The organism is Geodermatophilus sp. CPCC 206100, from assembly GCF_048569675.1.
GTDB lineage: Bacteria > Actinomycetota > Actinomycetes > Mycobacteriales > Geodermatophilaceae > Geodermatophilus.
On the sequence record NZ_JAQISV010000050.1, the window covers coordinates 1 to 13806 of the forward strand.

Consider the following 13806-nt stretch of genomic DNA (forward strand, 5'->3'; position numbering starts at 1 on the left):
CGGCCGCGGCCGCCCCGCCGGCAGCCAGCCGGCCGGCGCGCAGCACGCCGGCGCGCCCGCCCGCCCGCAGGCCGACCCGGTGCCCGCCCCCGTCGTCCCCGCCGGGGACGTCGCCACCGTGCTGCCCACCGACACCACCTTCGCCGAGCTCGGCGTGCCCGCCCCGCTGGTCGAGGTGCTCACCGCCAGCGGCATCACCGCGCCGTTCCCCATCCAGGTCGCGACGCTGCCCGACACGCTCGCCGGGCGCGACGTCCTCGGCCGGGGCCGCACCGGCTCCGGCAAGACCCTGGCCTTCAGCCTCCCGCTGGTCGCCCGGCTCGCCGCCTCCACCACCCGGCGGTCGCCCAAGCGGCCCCGCGCGCTGGTCCTCGTGCCGACCCGCGAGCTGGCCAACCAGGTCGCCGCGGTCGTCGACCCGCTGGCCCGCGCGCTCGGCATGCGGACGACGACCGTCTTCGGCGGGGTCGGCCAGAACCCGCAGGTGCGCGCCCTCGCCGACGGCGTCGACGTGCTGATCGCCTGCCCCGGCCGGCTCGAGGACCTCATCGGCCAGGGCCACGCCGACCTGGGCGCCGTCGAGGTCACCATCCTCGACGAGGCCGACCACATGGCCGACCTGGGCTTCCTGCCCGGGGTGAAGCGCCTCCTGGACCGGACGCCGAAGGTGGGCCAGCGGCTGCTGTTCTCCGCGACGCTGGACAACGGCGTCGACGTCCTGGTCAAGCGGTACCTGTCGAACCCCACGACGCACTCGGTGGACCCCGCCGTCGCGCCCGTGTCGACGATGACCCACCACGTGTTCCGGGTCGACGCCGCCGACAAGGGGCAGATCGTCAAGGAGCTGGCCTCGGGCCTCGGCCGCAGCGTGCTGTTCACCCGGACCAAGCACCAGGCCAAGAAGCTGGCCAAGCAGCTGACCGGCGCGGGCGTCCCCGCCGTCGACCTGCACGGCAACCTCAGCCAGAACGCCCGCGAGCGCAACCTCGAGGCGTTCAGCAGCGGGGAGATCCGCGTGCTGTGCGCGACCGACATCGCCGCGCGCGGCATCCACGTCGACGACGTCTCGCTGGTCGTCCACGTCGACCCGCCGGCCGAGCACAAGGCCTACCTGCACCGCTCCGGCCGCACCGCGCGGGCCGGGGCCGGGGGCACCGTCGTCACCATCGCGACGCCCGACCAGGCCGGCGAGGTGCGCACCCTGGCCCGCCAGGCCGGCATCACCCCCGAGGTGTCGGCGGTCAAGCCCGGCGCCCGCGAGATCGCCGCGCTGACCGGACCGGCCGCGCCGCACGTCGAGCCCGCCCCCGCGCCGGCTGCGCAGCCGCAGGGTCAGGGCGGCGGCGGCGGCCGTCGCCGCCGCTCCGGCGGAGGCACCGGCGGCGGCACCACCGGCGGGCACACCCCGGCCGCGGGCACGTCGGCTCGCGGTGGCTCCTCCGGCCGCCCGGCCGGCCCCGCGCGCACCCGGGCCGAGCTCGCTGCCCGTGCCGGCACGCACTCGGCCGCGGGGTTCAGCGGCCGCTCCCGCCGCGGCGGGCGCTGACCCGACGCCTCGGGGGTCGACCGGGAACGGTTGACCCCCGAGGTGGTGGGCACGGCACGGGTCGTCCAGAGTGTCGTTGAGCCCTGGACCAGAACCCGACGAAGAGGTGCACCATGCGACTGCCCATCACCCTGTCCGAGATCGGCCCGCGCCTCTCGGCCGGCGCGTTCATCCTCAACAGCGGCTTGGGCAAGCGCGGCGCCGACGAGGGCACCGCGGCCGGCCTGCACGGCTTCGCCGCGGGCACCTACCCGTTCCTCAAGGACGTGCCGCCCCAGCAGTTCGCCAAGGCGCTGGCCTACGGCGAGATCGCCGTCGGCGGCCTGCTGCTGACGCCGTTCGTGCCGACGGCGGTCGCCGGGGCCGCCCTGACCGCGTTCTCCGGCGGCCTGCTGGGCCTCTACCTCAACACGCCCGGCATGCGGAAGCCCGGCAGTCTCGCCCCGACCCAGGAGGGCCTGACCGTCGCCAAGGACGTCTGGCTGCTCGGCATCGGCGTCGGCCTGCTCACCCGCGGCACCATCGACCGGGAGCCGCGCCGGGTGCGCAAGGCCGCCAAGACGCTGGTCAAGGCCAACAAGAAGGCGGCCCGCGCCGCCCGCCGGGCCGAGTGAGCTCGCCGCGGGGCCGGGACACCGTCCCGGCCCCGCGGCTCAGCCCGGCAGGAACACCTGCGTGACGAGGCGTCGCCGGCGCGCCCCGTCGGGCGGTCGCTCGGCCGCGGCGGCGAGGACGGCGCGCAGGTCGGTGACCAGCCGGCCCAGCTCCTCGTCGGTGGCCCACACCCCGATCTGCCGGTACCCCACACCGTCGCGCGCGAGGTCGAGCCGGGCGTCGTCGTCCGCCCCCGCGTACCGGTCGAAGTCGGCCAGCAGCGCGGCCACGAAGGTGGCGAAGGCGCGCCGGTGCTCCTCCGGCGTCATCGTCGCGGCCGCCGCGGCGTCCACCGAGGCCGCCGCGGTCACCAGCCGGTAGCTGCGCTCGGCCGCGCCGCGCACCCTCCGTTCGCCCACCACGGTCAGCAGGCCCGCGTCGGCGAGCACCCCCACGTGCCGGTACAGCGTCGCCACCGGGACATCCGGCAGCAGCCCGCGGAGGTCGGTCGTGGTCAGCGTCCGGTCACCGAGGAACGCCTGCACGACGCGGAAGCGCACGGGGTGGAGCAGCAGGTCGGCGGTCGCCACGGCTCACCTTTCTCACGATTGACAATGGTCGCTCGATCGAGAACGATAATCCCATGGCGACGATCACGACCACCTCGCAGACCGTCCGCGTCACCCTGTCCCGCGCCGAGAAGCTCCTCGGCCTGCTCCGCGACCTCGAGGTCCCGCGCTCGGCGGTCACGTCGGTGGACTCCGTGCCCGACGGCCTGTCGGCGCCCCGCGGGGTGCGCGCCCCCGGGCTGGGTCTGCCGGGCGTCCGCAAGATCGGCACCTGGCGTGGCCAGGGCGAGAAGACGCTGGTGTCCGTGCGCCGCGGCCAGCCGGCCGTGCGGGTGCGACTGACCGGCCAGCGCTTCGACACGCTCCTGGTCGGGGCGGACGACGCGACGGCGGTCGCCGGCACCCTCGCCGCGGGGCGCTGACCGTGCGCGAGCTCGCGGTGGAGGTGCCCGGCGCGCCGCCCCTCGCCGGCACGCTGACCCTCCCCGACTCGCCCGGCCCGGTGCCGGCAGTGGTGCTGACCAGCGGCTCGGGTCCGCTCGACCGCGACTCCAACCACCGGCGGGCCCGCTTCGACGTCGCCCGCCAGCTGGCCGCCGCTCTCGCCGCCGGCGGGCTGGCCAGCCTGCGCTACGACAAGCGCGGCGTGGGCGCCAGCCCCGGCGACTGGCGGGCCGCGGGGTTCACCGACAACGTCGACGACCTCGGCCGGGCGCTCGACGCCCTGGCCGCCCGGCCCGAGGTCGACCCGGCCCGCCTCCTGCTGGCCGGCCACAGCGAAGGCGCCCTGCTCAGTGCCGCGCTCGCCGCGCGCGGGGCACCGGTCCGGGGCGTCGTCCTGCTGTCGACCAGCGCCACCCCGGGCGACGAGCTGCTGCGCTGGCAGGCCCGGGAGCTCGGCCCCACACTGCCCGCACCCGTGCGCCTGCTGCTGCGCCTCCTGCGCACCGACCTGGAGGCGAAGGTCGCCACCCAGCACGCCCGGGTCCGGGCGACGACCACCGACGTGGCCCGGCTCGGCGGGGTCCGCGTCAACGCGCGCTGGACCCGCGAGTTCCTGGACCACGACCCGCGGACCGACCTCGCCGGCGTGCGCGTCCCCGTGCTGGCACTGACGGGGAGCAAGGACGTCCAGGCGCCCCCGCGGGACCTCGAGGTCGTCGCGGCGACCGTGCGGAGCCCCGTGCAGACCCACCTCGTGCCCGACCTGACGCACACACTCCGCCGCCAGCCGGGGCAGGCCTCCCTGCGCGGCTACCGCGCGGAGCTGCGCCGGCCGGTGGACCCGGAGGTGCTCGACACGGTGGTCACCTGGTGCCGGCGCGCGTGCCACGCCGACGCGCCGGCTGAGAACCCCCTGTGAAGGGGGCTTCCGTCAAGTCCTACAAAGTTGCAGTATCTCGGACGAAGCGGTGCCTGCCGACCCGGCGGGACTGACCGCAGGCCCCGAGGAGATCCCGTGCCCCTGCAGATCAACTCCGCCCGCCGCACCGCTGCGCTCGTCCTCGCTCTCGGCCTCGGCCTCAGCGCCTGCGGCGGCGACGACGGGGGCACCGACGCCGCGTCCGGGAGCACCACGAGCAGCGCGGCCGAGACCAGCGCGACGGAGTCGTCCGCGCCGGCGGCCCCCGCGCCCTCGAGCGCGACCGAGGCCGCGGCCGAGGCGGTGACGGTGAACGCGGTCGACTTCGACTTCGAGCTGTCGGAGGACTCGTACTCCGCCGGCACGTACACCTTCGAGGTGACCAACACCGGCAACATGCCGCACGACTTCATCGTCGAGCGGGACGGCGCCGAGGTCGCCGGCACGGAGGTCCTCCAGCCGGGCAGCTCCGCCACGCTCGAGGTGACCCTGGAAGAGGGCGACTACTTCTTCTACTGCAGCGTCGGGGCGCACCGGGCCAACGGCATGGAGGTCCCGGTCACGGTGTCCGCCTGACACCCCCTGGCACCACGCCGGTCCGCTCCGGACCGGCTCCCGACCCCGGAGGGTGGGCGGCGGGACCCCCCGCTCGCCGCCCATCCTCCGGACCCTCCCCCGGCCGAGGCCTGGCAGGGTCCCGCCGCTGGCCCCGTCCCGGGCACCGCCCCGAGCTCGCGAGGGGCGGGGAGGACGGGGTCCCGCCTCGGCTCCTGGCCCCGTCCCGAGGCTCGCCGCGAGCCTGCGAGCGGTGAGGAGGACGGGGTCCCGCCTCGGCTCCTGGCCCCGTCCCGAGGCTCGCCGCGAGCCTGCGAGCGGTGAGGAGGACGGGGTCCCGCCTCGGCTCCTGGCCCCGTCCCGAGGCTCGCCGCGAGCCTGCGAGCGGTGAGGAGGACGGGGTCCTCTCTCAGTTGCCGCTGGCGAAGGCGGCGTCGAACGCCGCCGCCGGCGGGTCGAACGCCAGCCGGCGGACGAAGGCCAGCGCCTCGGGCGCGCCGATCAGGCGGTCCATACCGGCGTCCTCCCACTCCACCGAGATCGGCCCGTCGTAGCCGATGGTGTTGAGCATCCGGAAGCAGGCCTCCCACGGGACGTCGCCGTGCCCGGTGGAGACGAAGTCCCAGCCGCGGCGCGGGTCGGCCCAGGGCAGGTGCGAGCCCATCCGGCCGTTGCGCCCGTTGCCGACCTGCTTCTTCGCGTCCTTGCAGTCGACGTGGTAGATCCGGTCCTTGAAGTCCCAGATGAACGACACTGGGTCGAGGTCCTGCCACACGAAGTGGCTCGGGTCCCAGTTGAGCCCGAAGGCCTCGCGGTGCCCGATCGCCTCCATCGTGCGAACCGTCGTCCAGTAGTCGTAGGCGATCTCCGACGGGTGCACCTCGTGGGCGAAGCGCACCCCCACCTCGTCGAAGACGTCGAGGATCGGGTTCCAGCGGTCGGCGAAGTCGCGGTAGCCGTCCTCGATCATCGACTCGGGGACCGGCGGGAACATCGCCACGGTCTTCCAGATCTTGGACCCGGTGAAGCCGACGACCGTCGTCACGCCCAGCTTGGCCGCGGCCCGGGCGGTCGTCTTCATCTCCTCCGCGGCCCGCTGCCGGACGCCCTCGGGGTCGCCGTCGCCCCAGACGCGCGGGTGCACCATGCCGCGGTGCCGCTCGTCGATCGGGTCGTCGCAGACGGCCTGGCCGTTGAGGTGGTTGGAGATGGCGAAGACCTGCAGGCCGTACTTCTCCAGCAGCGCCTGGCGGTCGGCGACGTAGGAGTCGTCGTTCGCGGCGCGCTCGACGTCGAGGTGGTCGCCCCAGCAGGCGATCTCCAGACCGTCGTAGCCCCAGTCGGAGGCCAGCCGGCACACCTCCTCGAACGGCAGGTCGGCCCACTGGCCGGTGAACAGGGTGACGGGACGGGGCATGCGGGGTCCTCCTCAGGTCGTCGCCGGACTCCCTCGGTGGGGAGCCCCGGGGTGTCGGTCGCTCAGCGGACGCCGAGCAGGTGGTCCATGGCCAGCTGGTCGAGCCGCTCGAAGTGCATGCCGCGCTGCGCCATCGCCTCGGGGTCGTGGGCCTCGGCGCGCAGGTCGGCCAGCGACTCCCCCGGCGCCAGGGTCGGGACGGCGAGCTGGTCGACGCGGGCGGCCGCGAGCGCCTCCGCCACCTCGGGGTCGGCGCGGAAGGCGCGCGCCTTCTCCCGCAGGACCAGGTAGTTGCGCATGCACGCGCGGGCGGTCTCCCACACGCCGTCGATGTCCTCGCTGCGCGGCGGCTTGTAGTCGAAGTGGACGTAGCCGTCGTAGGCCGGCCCGGTGCCGGCGCCCTGCAGGACGTCGACGGTCCAGAACGCCCCGCGCAGGTTGCCGGCGCCGAAGCGCAGGTCCTGGTCGAAGCGCGGGCCGTGCTGCCCGTTGAGGTCGATGTGGAACAGCTTGCCGTGCCACAGCGCCTGGGCGATGCCCTGCGCGTAGTTGAGGCCGGCCATCTCCTCGTGCCCGATCTCCGGGTTGAGGCCGACCCGGTCGGGCTCCTCGAGGTCGTTGATGAACGCGAGGGCGTGGCCGATCGTCGGCAGCAGGATGTCCCCGCGCGGCTCGTTGGGCTTGGGCTCGAGCGCGAACCGGATGTCGTAGCCGCGCTCGCGGACGTAGCCGCAGAGCAGGTCCATCGACTCCTTGTAGCGGTCCAGCGCGGCGTGCACGTCCTTGCTCCCGCCGGACTCGGCACCCTCCCGGCCGCCCCACAGCACGTAGGTCCGGGCGCCCAGCTCGGCGGCCAGGTCGAGGTTGCGCAGCACCTTGGCCAGCGCGTACCGGCGGACGTCGCGGTCGTTGGCGGTCAGCCCGCCGTCCTTGAACACGGCGTGGGAGAACAGGTTGGTCGTGGCCATCTCCACGACCAGCCCGGTCTCGGTCAGCGCGTCGCGGAAACGGGCGAGCTCCTTCTCCCGGGTCGCTTCGTCCGGCACGAGGTCGTCGTCGTGGAAGGTGATCGCGGCCGCACCCAGCTCGGCCAGCCGGTGCACCGCCTCCACCGGGTCCAGCCGCGGCCGGACGGGGCCGCCGAAGACGTCGACGCCCTGCCAGCCGACCGTCCAGAGGCCGAAGCTGAACTTGTCGTCCTTGGTGGGGGTGAGGTTCACGCGGGGATCTCCGTCCAGGTGCTGTTGGCGGCGGCGCTGCGCTCGACGGCGTGGAGCACGCGCTGGACCTGCAGCCCGTCGGCGAACGACGGCGCCGGGTCCTCGCCCTTGGCGATCGCGGTCACCAGGTCGACGACCTGGTGGGTGAAGCCGTGCTCGTACCCGAGACCGTGACCGGCCGGCCACCACGCGCCCACGTAGGGGTGCTCGGGCTCGGTGACCAGGATCCGGCGGAACCCGGCGATCGCGGCCGGCTCGCTGCCGTCGTAGAACTCCAGGACGTTCATGTCCTCGAAGTCGAACGCCAGGCTCCCGGCCGAGCCGTTGACCTCGATCCGGATGGCGTTCTTGCGGCCCAGCGCGAAGCGGGTGGCCTCGAAGCTGGCCAGTGCGCCACCGCTGAACCGGCCGGTGAACAGGGCCGCGTCGTCGACGGTGACGGTGCCGGTCTCCGAACTCCCCACGCCGGACAGTCTGCCGGTCTCCGCCGGCAGCGGCCGCTCCTTGACGAAGGTCTCCAGCAGCGCGCTGACGCCGGTCAGCCGCTCCCCGGTGATGTACTGGGTCAGGTCGACGACGTGCGCCCCGATGTCACCGAGGGCGCCGGAGCCGGCCTTGTCCTTCTCCAGCCGCCACGACATCGGCGCGGCGGGGTCGGCGATCCAGTCCTGCAGGTACTGCGCGCGCACGTGGCGGATCTGCCCGACCCGGCCCTCGGCGACCAGCTGCCGGGCCAGCCCGATGGCCGGCACCCGGCGGTAGGTGAAGCCGACCATCGAGCGCACGCCGCGGCGCGCGGCGCGGGCGGCGGCCTCGGCCATCGCCTCGGCCTCGGCCACGGTGTTGGCCAGCGGCTTCTCGCACAGCACGTGCTTGCCGGCGTCCAGCGCGGCGATGGCGATCTCGGCGTGCGTGTCGCCGGGCGTGCAGACGTCGACGAGGTCGACGTCGGGCCGCTCGACCACCCGGCGCCAGTCGGTCTCGGTGCCGGACCAGCCCAGCCGCTCGGCGGCGTCCGCCACCCGGGCGGCGTCCCGGCCGGCCAGCACGGTCAGCTCCGGCCGCAGGGGGAGATCGAAGAAGTGGGGGGCGGTGCGCCAGGCCTGGGAGTGGGCGGCGCCCATGAAGGCGTAGCCGATGAGGCCGACGCCGAGGGTGGAGGTCATGCGGTGGGCTCCTCGGGGTGGCGGAGCCGCCGGGTGGGAGGGGATCCCACCCGGCGGCTCCCCGTCGGTCAGGACTCGAAGGCGCGGTCGATGTACTGGTCGACGTTGTCCGCCGTGACGACGGGGGCGTTCAGCACGATCTCGCGCGGGACCTCCGGCGAGATCAGGTCGGAGAACGACTTGTCCTGCGCGATCAGCCGGGCGAGGCGGATGCCGTCGGCGGCCTGGGTGTGCGGGTAGATGACGGTCGCCTGCAGGACGGAGTCCCCGGATTGGATCTCCCGCATGGCGTTGGCCGAACCAGCGCCACCGACCATGACGAACTCGTCGCGGCCGGCGTTGGTGATGGCGGCCAGGACGCCGACGCCCTGGTCGTCGTCGTGGTTCCAGAGGGCGTCGATCTGCGGCGCGGCCTGCAGCAGGTTGGCCGCCGCCTCCTCGCCGCCCTCGACCGTGAAGTCGGCCGCGACGCGGTTGGCGACGGACAGCCCGCACTCGCCGAGCGCGTCGGCGAAGCCCTGGCTGCGGTCCTGGGTCAGCGGCAGCGAGTCGATGCCGGCGATCTCGGCGACGACGGCGTTGGGGTTGTCCCCCACCTGCTCGCAGACGTAGGTGCCGGCCGAGACGCCCATGCCGTAGTTGTCGCCGAGGATCGTGGCGCGGGCGGCGAACGGGCTGTTGAACTCGCGGTCGACGTTGATGACCGGGATCCCGGCCTCCATCGCCTGCAGCGCGACCGGGGTCAGCGCGGCGCCGTCGAAGGGCAGCAGCACGATGGCGTCGACGCCCTGGTTGATGAAGGTCTCCACCTGGGAGATCTGGGCGCCGACGTCGTTGGTGCCCTCGGCGACGTTGAGCTCGACGTCCTCGTACTCCTCGGCGGCCGCGCGGGCGGCCTCGGTGATGCCGGCCATCCAGCCGTGGTCGGCGGCCGGGGCCGAGAAGCCGATGGTCACGGTGTCACCGGTCTCGTCGTTCGAGCTGGCGACGTTGGTGCCGCCGCCACCGCTCGACTCCTCCTCCGGCGTGTTGCTCGTGCAGCCGGCGATCAGGGCGCCGGCACCCACGAGGGCCACCGCGGTGGACGTCAGGCGCCGGTAGGGGCGCTGCCTCGCTGCAGACATGTTCTCTCCTCGGGTATCGCCTCCCTGGCTCGGAGTGCCAGGTGGTCTCGGGGGCTGTGGTGCAGGTGGTGCGGGCCGGCGCGCGGCGCGCGCCGGGGGTCTCACGGGTGCGTGCCGGGGTCCCCGGGGCGTGCTCCGCCCGGCCCGCCGTCCGCGGTGGTCCCGCCCGACACGGCGCCGGCCGGGGACCCGGCGGCGACGGGTGCGCCCGGGGACCTGCCCGCCGTCGGCCGGCGGAAGCTGAAGCCGCCGGTGGCCAGGCGCTGCTGCAGCAGGACGGCGGCGACGATGATCACGCCGCGAGCCACCGCCTGCGCCGAGCTCGACAGGTTGTTGAGGGTGAAGACGTTGCCGAGCGTCGTGAAGATCAGGACGCCGAGGACGGTGCCGACGATGGTGCCGCGGCCCCCGATCAGCAGCGTTCCGCCGATGACGACGGCGGCGATCGCGTCCAGCTCCCAGAGGGTGCCGTGGGTGGAGCTGCCCGTCGTCGTCCGGGCCATGATCATGACCGCGGCGATGCCGCAGGTGATGCCGGACAGGACGTACAGCTTGACGGTGTGCCGCTGCACGCGGATGCCGGCCAGTCGGGCGGCCTCGGCGTTGCCGCCGACGGCGAAGGTGCGGCGGCCGAAGGTCGTCCGGTTGAGCAGCACCCAGCCGGCCACGGCGACGAGCGCGAAGATGATCACCAGCGTCGGGATGCCGAGGACGTCGCCGGAGAAGAACGCGAGGAAGTCGCGGTCCTGGATGATCTGCGTGCGCCGGTTGGCGATGATCTCGGCCAGCCCGCGGGCCGCGGCCAGCATGGCCAGGGTGGCGATGAAGGCGGCGAGCTTGCCGTAGGCGATGACCACGCCGTTGACCAGCCCGGCGACGGTGCCGACGACGATCGCCGTGAACACCATGACGATCCAGTGGGTGTCCTCGGCCATCTGCTGGGTGGCCAGGGTGGTGGCCCAGACCGAGGCCAGCGCCGCCAGCGCGCCGACCGACAGGTCGATGCCGCCGCCGATGATCACGAACGTCATCCCGATGCTGACCACGCCGATGACGGCGGCCAGCCGCAGGATGGTCAGCACGTTGTCGACGTCGGCGAAGCGGTCGCCGGCGGTGACCACCCCGACGATGCAGAGGATCGCCAGGGCGACCACCAGGCCGAGGTTGCGGCCGACCGGCCCGGACATGAAGCCCGGGCCCTTCCCGGCCTGGCCACCCGGTGCCGCGCCAGCGGGCCCGGGGGCCGTGCTGTCCACTCCACCGGTCGTCGCGGTCGTGCTTCCGCTCATGCCACGTCCCCTTCGGACTGCGCTCCAGCGGGCACGGGCAGGCCGGTGTGGCCCGTGCCCTCCATGATCAGGTCGAGCACCCGGTGCTCGTCGAGTGCGTCGGCCGGCTGCTCGGTGACGACCGCGCCGTCGGCGATCACCAGCACGCGGTCGGCCAGGCCCAGGACCTCGGGGATCTCGCTGGACACCACGACGACGGCGACCCCGCGGTCGGCCAGCTCCCGGATCAGCGCGTAGATCTCCGCCCGGGCCCCGACGTCGACGCCGCGGGTGGGCTCGTCGAGCAGCAGCACCCGGCAGTCACGCAGCAGCCAGCGGGCCAGGACGACCTTCTGCTGGTTCCCGCCGGACAGCGTGCGGACCTCGCGGTCGACGTCGGCGGGGCGCACGTCCAGCGCCTGGACCTGCTCCTGCGCGGCCGCCTTCTCCGCGGTGCCGGCGAGGAAGCCGCCCCGGGCGAAGCGGGCCAGGCTCGAGATGCTGATGTTCCGGTAGACCGACTCACCCAGCAGCAGCGCCTGGCTCTTGCGCTCCTCGGGCGCGAGGCCCACGCCCGCGGCGACCGCGCCGCCGACGTCCCCCGACCGCAGCCGGCGGCCGCGGACGCGGACGGTCCCGGCGGTCGCGTGCCGGGCGCCGAAGACGGTCTCGAGGATCTCCGACCGCCCGGAGCCGACGAGGCCGGCGAGCCCGACGACCTCCCCCGGCCGGACGGCGAAGGAGACGTCGGCGAAGCTGCCGGCCAGACCCAGCCCCTCCACCTCGAGGACCGGGGCCTCGTCGAGGTGCGGCTGGGTGCGGCGCTCCGGGAAGACGTACTCGATGGTCCGGCCGGTCATGAGCGTGATGACGTCGCGGGTCGGGGTGTCCCGCGCCGGCAGGCCGGTGGCCACCGTGCGGCCGTCCTTGAGGACCGTGATCCGGTCACCGATCGCGCGGATCTCCTCCAGCCGGTGGGAGATGTAGACGACCGCGACGTCGTGCGCGGTGAGGTCGCGGATGACCGCGAACAGCCGCTCGACCTCCTCGTTGTCCAGGACGGCCGACGGCTCGTCCATCACGATCAGCTGCGCGTCCTGGGACAGCGCCCGGGCCATGCTGACCATCTGCTGCGAGGCGGCCGACAGCGACCCGACCTCGGCGGTGGGCCGGATCTCCGGGTGACCGAGCCGGGTGAGCAGCGCGGTGGCCCGCCGGTTGCCCTCCGCGGGCCGGGTGATGCCCAGCCGCGAGAACTCCCGGCCGAGGAAGATGTTGTCGGCGACGGTGAGGCCGGCGACCAGATCGAGCTCCTGGTAGATCGTCGCGATGCCGAGCGACATCGCCGCCTGCGGTGTGGTCAGGGAGACCGGCTGGCCGCGCCAGGTGATCTGCCCGGCGTCGGGCTGGTGGGCCCCGGCCAGCACCTTGATCAGCGTCGACTTGCCGGCCCCGTTCTGGCCCAGCAGGCAGTGCACCTCACCGGCGCGGACGTCGAGGTCGACGCCGTCGAGCGCACGCACGCCCGGGAAGGTCTTGACGATGCCGTGCATCTCCAGCAGGGGTGCGGTCACCAGCGGCCTCCGGCACTCGGTGCTGCGGCAACGGCAACGGCGGCGGGGGACGACGGACGGACCAGCACGGACACCCCCAGGACTTTTGCTCACCGTTGACCATTAGTCGGTTGAGCGCAGAACCTATGAGCGCGGTCACCATCCGGTCAAGGGCGGGTTACCGAACCGCAACACAGCCGCCTGCTGGTCGAAACCGGGCGCGGGTGGCGGCCGGCCGCGCCCGCGCGGTCCGCCGGGGCGGACCTACTGGGCGAGGACCTGGTGGACGGCGTCCTCGTCGAGGAAGCCCTCGATCGCCATGAGCGCGGCACCCAGGCGACCGGACAGGTCGGGGGCGTCGCTGACGGTGATCTCCAGGTTCCGCGCGGCCAGCGGCATCGACCGGCGGTAGACGGCCTCGCGGATGCCGGCCAGCAGCGGGGCCCCGGCCTGCGCGACCCCACCGGTCATGACGATCCGGTGCGGGTTGAAGAAGTTGACCAGCGCGGCCAGCACCGTGCCGATCGTGCGGCCGGCGTCCCGGACCAGTTCCAGGGCGACCCCGTCGCCCTGCGCCGCCCGCTCGACGACCTCCCGGGTGCTGCTGACCGGCAGCCCGGCGGCTCGGGCGTCCCGGACCAGCGCGCCGCCGCCGGCGATCGCCTCGAGGCAGTTCTCCTGGCCGCACCGGCAGATGACCGTCCGCCCGTCGGGCTGGGCGACGTGGATGTGCCCGATGTCGCCGGCGCTGCCCTGCGCGCCGCGGTAGACGCGGCCGTCGACGATGACGCCGCAGCCGATGCCGGTGCCGACCTTGACCACGAGCACGTCCTGCTCCGACCCGGCGACGCCCATCTCCCCGATCGCCATGACGTTGACGTCGTTGTCGACGAGGACGGGACAGCCGTAGCGGGCGAAGGCCTCCGGGATCGGGTGGTCGTGCCAGCCCGGCATGATCGGCGGGTGGGAGGGCCGCCCGCTGGAGAACTCGACCGGGCCGGGCACCCCGACCCCGACCGCGCACACCTGCTCGGGCGACAGGCCGGCCTCGGCCAGCACCTTCTGCGCCAGCCGGTCCACCTCGGCCAGCACCGGCTCCGGGCCCTCGGCGATGTCGATCGGGTGGCCGGCCGAGGCGAGGATCTCCGCGGACAGGTCGGTGACCGCGACGTCGACGCTGGTCACCCCGAGGTCGACGGCGAGGACGCAGCCGGCGCGGCTGTTGAACTGCAGCAGCGTGGGCGGGCGCCCGCCGGTGCTCCCCCCGCGACCGCCCTCCTCCAGGAGGTTGGCCGCGATCAGCTGGTCGACCCGCGCGCTCACCGTGTTCCGCGAGGCGCCGGTGAGCGCCACGAGGTCCGCCCGGCTGCGCGCACGCCCGGTGCGCACGTGGCGCAGGAGCGCGCCGGCCGAGGCAGAGGTGGTGGCCAC

13 protein-coding genes are annotated in these 13806 nt (G+C 74.4%); 5 read left to right on the forward strand and 8 right to left on the reverse strand.

All coding sequences use genetic code 11. From position 1 onward, the window contains the following. Both PGN05_RS20905 and PGN05_RS20910 read left to right on the forward strand, forming a co-directional pair. Positions 1-1546, forward strand: a 1546-nt coding sequence (locus PGN05_RS20905) for a DEAD/DEAH box helicase (protein ID WP_419754501.1), incomplete at its 5' end; no start/stop codon positions are given. 113 nt (positions 1547-1659) lie between these two features. Further along, positions 1660-2160, forward strand: a complete 501-nt coding sequence (locus PGN05_RS20910) for a hypothetical protein (protein ID WP_419754502.1) — start codon at positions 1660-1662, stop codon at positions 2158-2160. A 39-nt stretch (positions 2161-2199) separates the two neighbouring features. Here PGN05_RS20910 and PGN05_RS20915 read toward each other — a convergent pair whose 3' ends face one another. Continuing rightward, positions 2200-2730, reverse strand: a complete 531-nt coding sequence (locus PGN05_RS20915; protein ID WP_419754503.1) for a helix-turn-helix domain-containing protein — start codon at positions 2728-2730, stop codon at positions 2200-2202. Between the two features lie 53 nt (positions 2731-2783). Here PGN05_RS20915 and PGN05_RS20920 point away from each other — a divergent pair, with 53 nt between their 5' ends. The 3 genes from PGN05_RS20920 to PGN05_RS20930 all read left to right on the forward strand — a co-directional run bounded on the left by PGN05_RS20920 (position 2784) and on the right by PGN05_RS20930 (position 4648). Beyond that, positions 2784-3131 (forward strand): hypothetical protein, encoded by a 348-nt coding sequence (locus PGN05_RS20920; protein WP_419754504.1) that lies wholly within the window; start codon positions 2784-2786, stop codon positions 3129-3131. Between the two features lie 2 nt (positions 3132-3133). Further along, complete coding sequence (locus tag PGN05_RS20925) at positions 3134-4072, forward strand: alpha/beta hydrolase family protein (RefSeq protein WP_419754505.1); 939 nt, start codon at positions 3134-3136, stop codon at positions 4070-4072. Between the two features lie 96 nt (positions 4073-4168). Continuing rightward, a complete protein-coding gene (locus PGN05_RS20930; RefSeq protein WP_419754506.1) occupies positions 4169-4648 on the forward strand; it encodes a cupredoxin domain-containing protein in 480 nt (159 codons plus the stop codon). A 388-nt stretch (positions 4649-5036) separates the two neighbouring features. On the opposite strand, the gene PGN05_RS20935 is transcribed toward PGN05_RS20930, so the two are convergent. The 7 genes from PGN05_RS20935 to PGN05_RS20965 all read right to left on the reverse strand — a co-directional run bounded on the left by PGN05_RS20935 (position 5037) and on the right by PGN05_RS20965 (position 13806). Further along, positions 5037-6044 (reverse strand): sugar phosphate isomerase/epimerase family protein, encoded by a 1008-nt coding sequence (locus tag PGN05_RS20935; RefSeq protein WP_419754507.1) that lies wholly within the window; start codon positions 6042-6044, stop codon positions 5037-5039. Positions 6045-6106: 62 nt separating this feature from the next. After that, entirely contained in the window at positions 6107-7264 is a 1158-nt protein-coding gene (xylA, locus tag PGN05_RS20940) for a xylose isomerase (protein ID WP_419754508.1), read from the reverse strand. Beyond that, positions 7261-8430, reverse strand: coding sequence for a Gfo/Idh/MocA family protein (locus PGN05_RS20945; protein ID WP_419754509.1), 1170 nt, complete (start codon positions 8428-8430; stop codon positions 7261-7263). The genes xylA and PGN05_RS20945 overlap by 4 nt, the downstream gene beginning before the upstream one ends. A gap of 68 nt (positions 8431-8498) precedes the next feature. Continuing rightward, on the reverse strand, positions 8499-9554 hold the full coding sequence (locus PGN05_RS20950; RefSeq protein WP_419754510.1) for a substrate-binding domain-containing protein: 1056 nt from the start codon (positions 9552-9554) through the stop codon (positions 8499-8501). Between the two features lie 101 nt (positions 9555-9655). Continuing rightward, positions 9656-10843, reverse strand: a complete 1188-nt coding sequence (locus PGN05_RS20955; RefSeq protein WP_419754511.1) for an ABC transporter permease — start codon at positions 10841-10843, stop codon at positions 9656-9658. Next, a complete protein-coding gene (locus PGN05_RS20960; RefSeq protein ID WP_419754512.1) occupies positions 10840-12396 on the reverse strand; it encodes a sugar ABC transporter ATP-binding protein in 1557 nt (518 codons plus the stop codon). The genes PGN05_RS20955 and PGN05_RS20960 overlap by 4 nt, the downstream gene beginning before the upstream one ends. 243 nt (positions 12397-12639) lie before the next feature. Then, the gene (locus PGN05_RS20965) at positions 12640-13806 is read right to left on the reverse strand and encodes an ROK family protein (protein WP_419754513.1); all 1167 of its coding nucleotides are present in this window, start codon (positions 13804-13806) and stop codon (positions 12640-12642) included.

Excerpts from the sequence above, each read along its gene's own strand:
- PGN05_RS20910 (WP_419754502.1), top strand. The coding sequence starts at position 1,660 with ATGCGACTGCCCATCACCCTGTCCGAGATCGGCCCGCGCCTCTCGGCC.
- PGN05_RS20920 (WP_419754504.1), top strand. The coding sequence starts at position 2,784 with ATGGCGACGATCACGACCACCTCGCAGACCGTCCGCGTCACCCTGTCC.
- PGN05_RS20935 (WP_419754507.1), bottom strand. The coding sequence starts at position 6,044 with ATGCCCCGTCCCGTCACCCTGTTCACCGGCCAGTGGGCCGACCTGCCG.
- PGN05_RS20945 (WP_419754509.1), bottom strand. The coding sequence starts at position 8,430 with ATGACCTCCACCCTCGGCGTCGGCCTCATCGGCTACGCCTTCATGGGC.
- PGN05_RS20950 (WP_419754510.1), bottom strand. The coding sequence starts at position 9,554 with ATGTCTGCAGCGAGGCAGCGCCCCTACCGGCGCCTGACGTCCACCGCG.
- PGN05_RS20955 (WP_419754511.1), bottom strand. The coding sequence starts at position 10,843 with ATGAGCGGAAGCACGACCGCGACGACCGGTGGAGTGGACAGCACGGCC.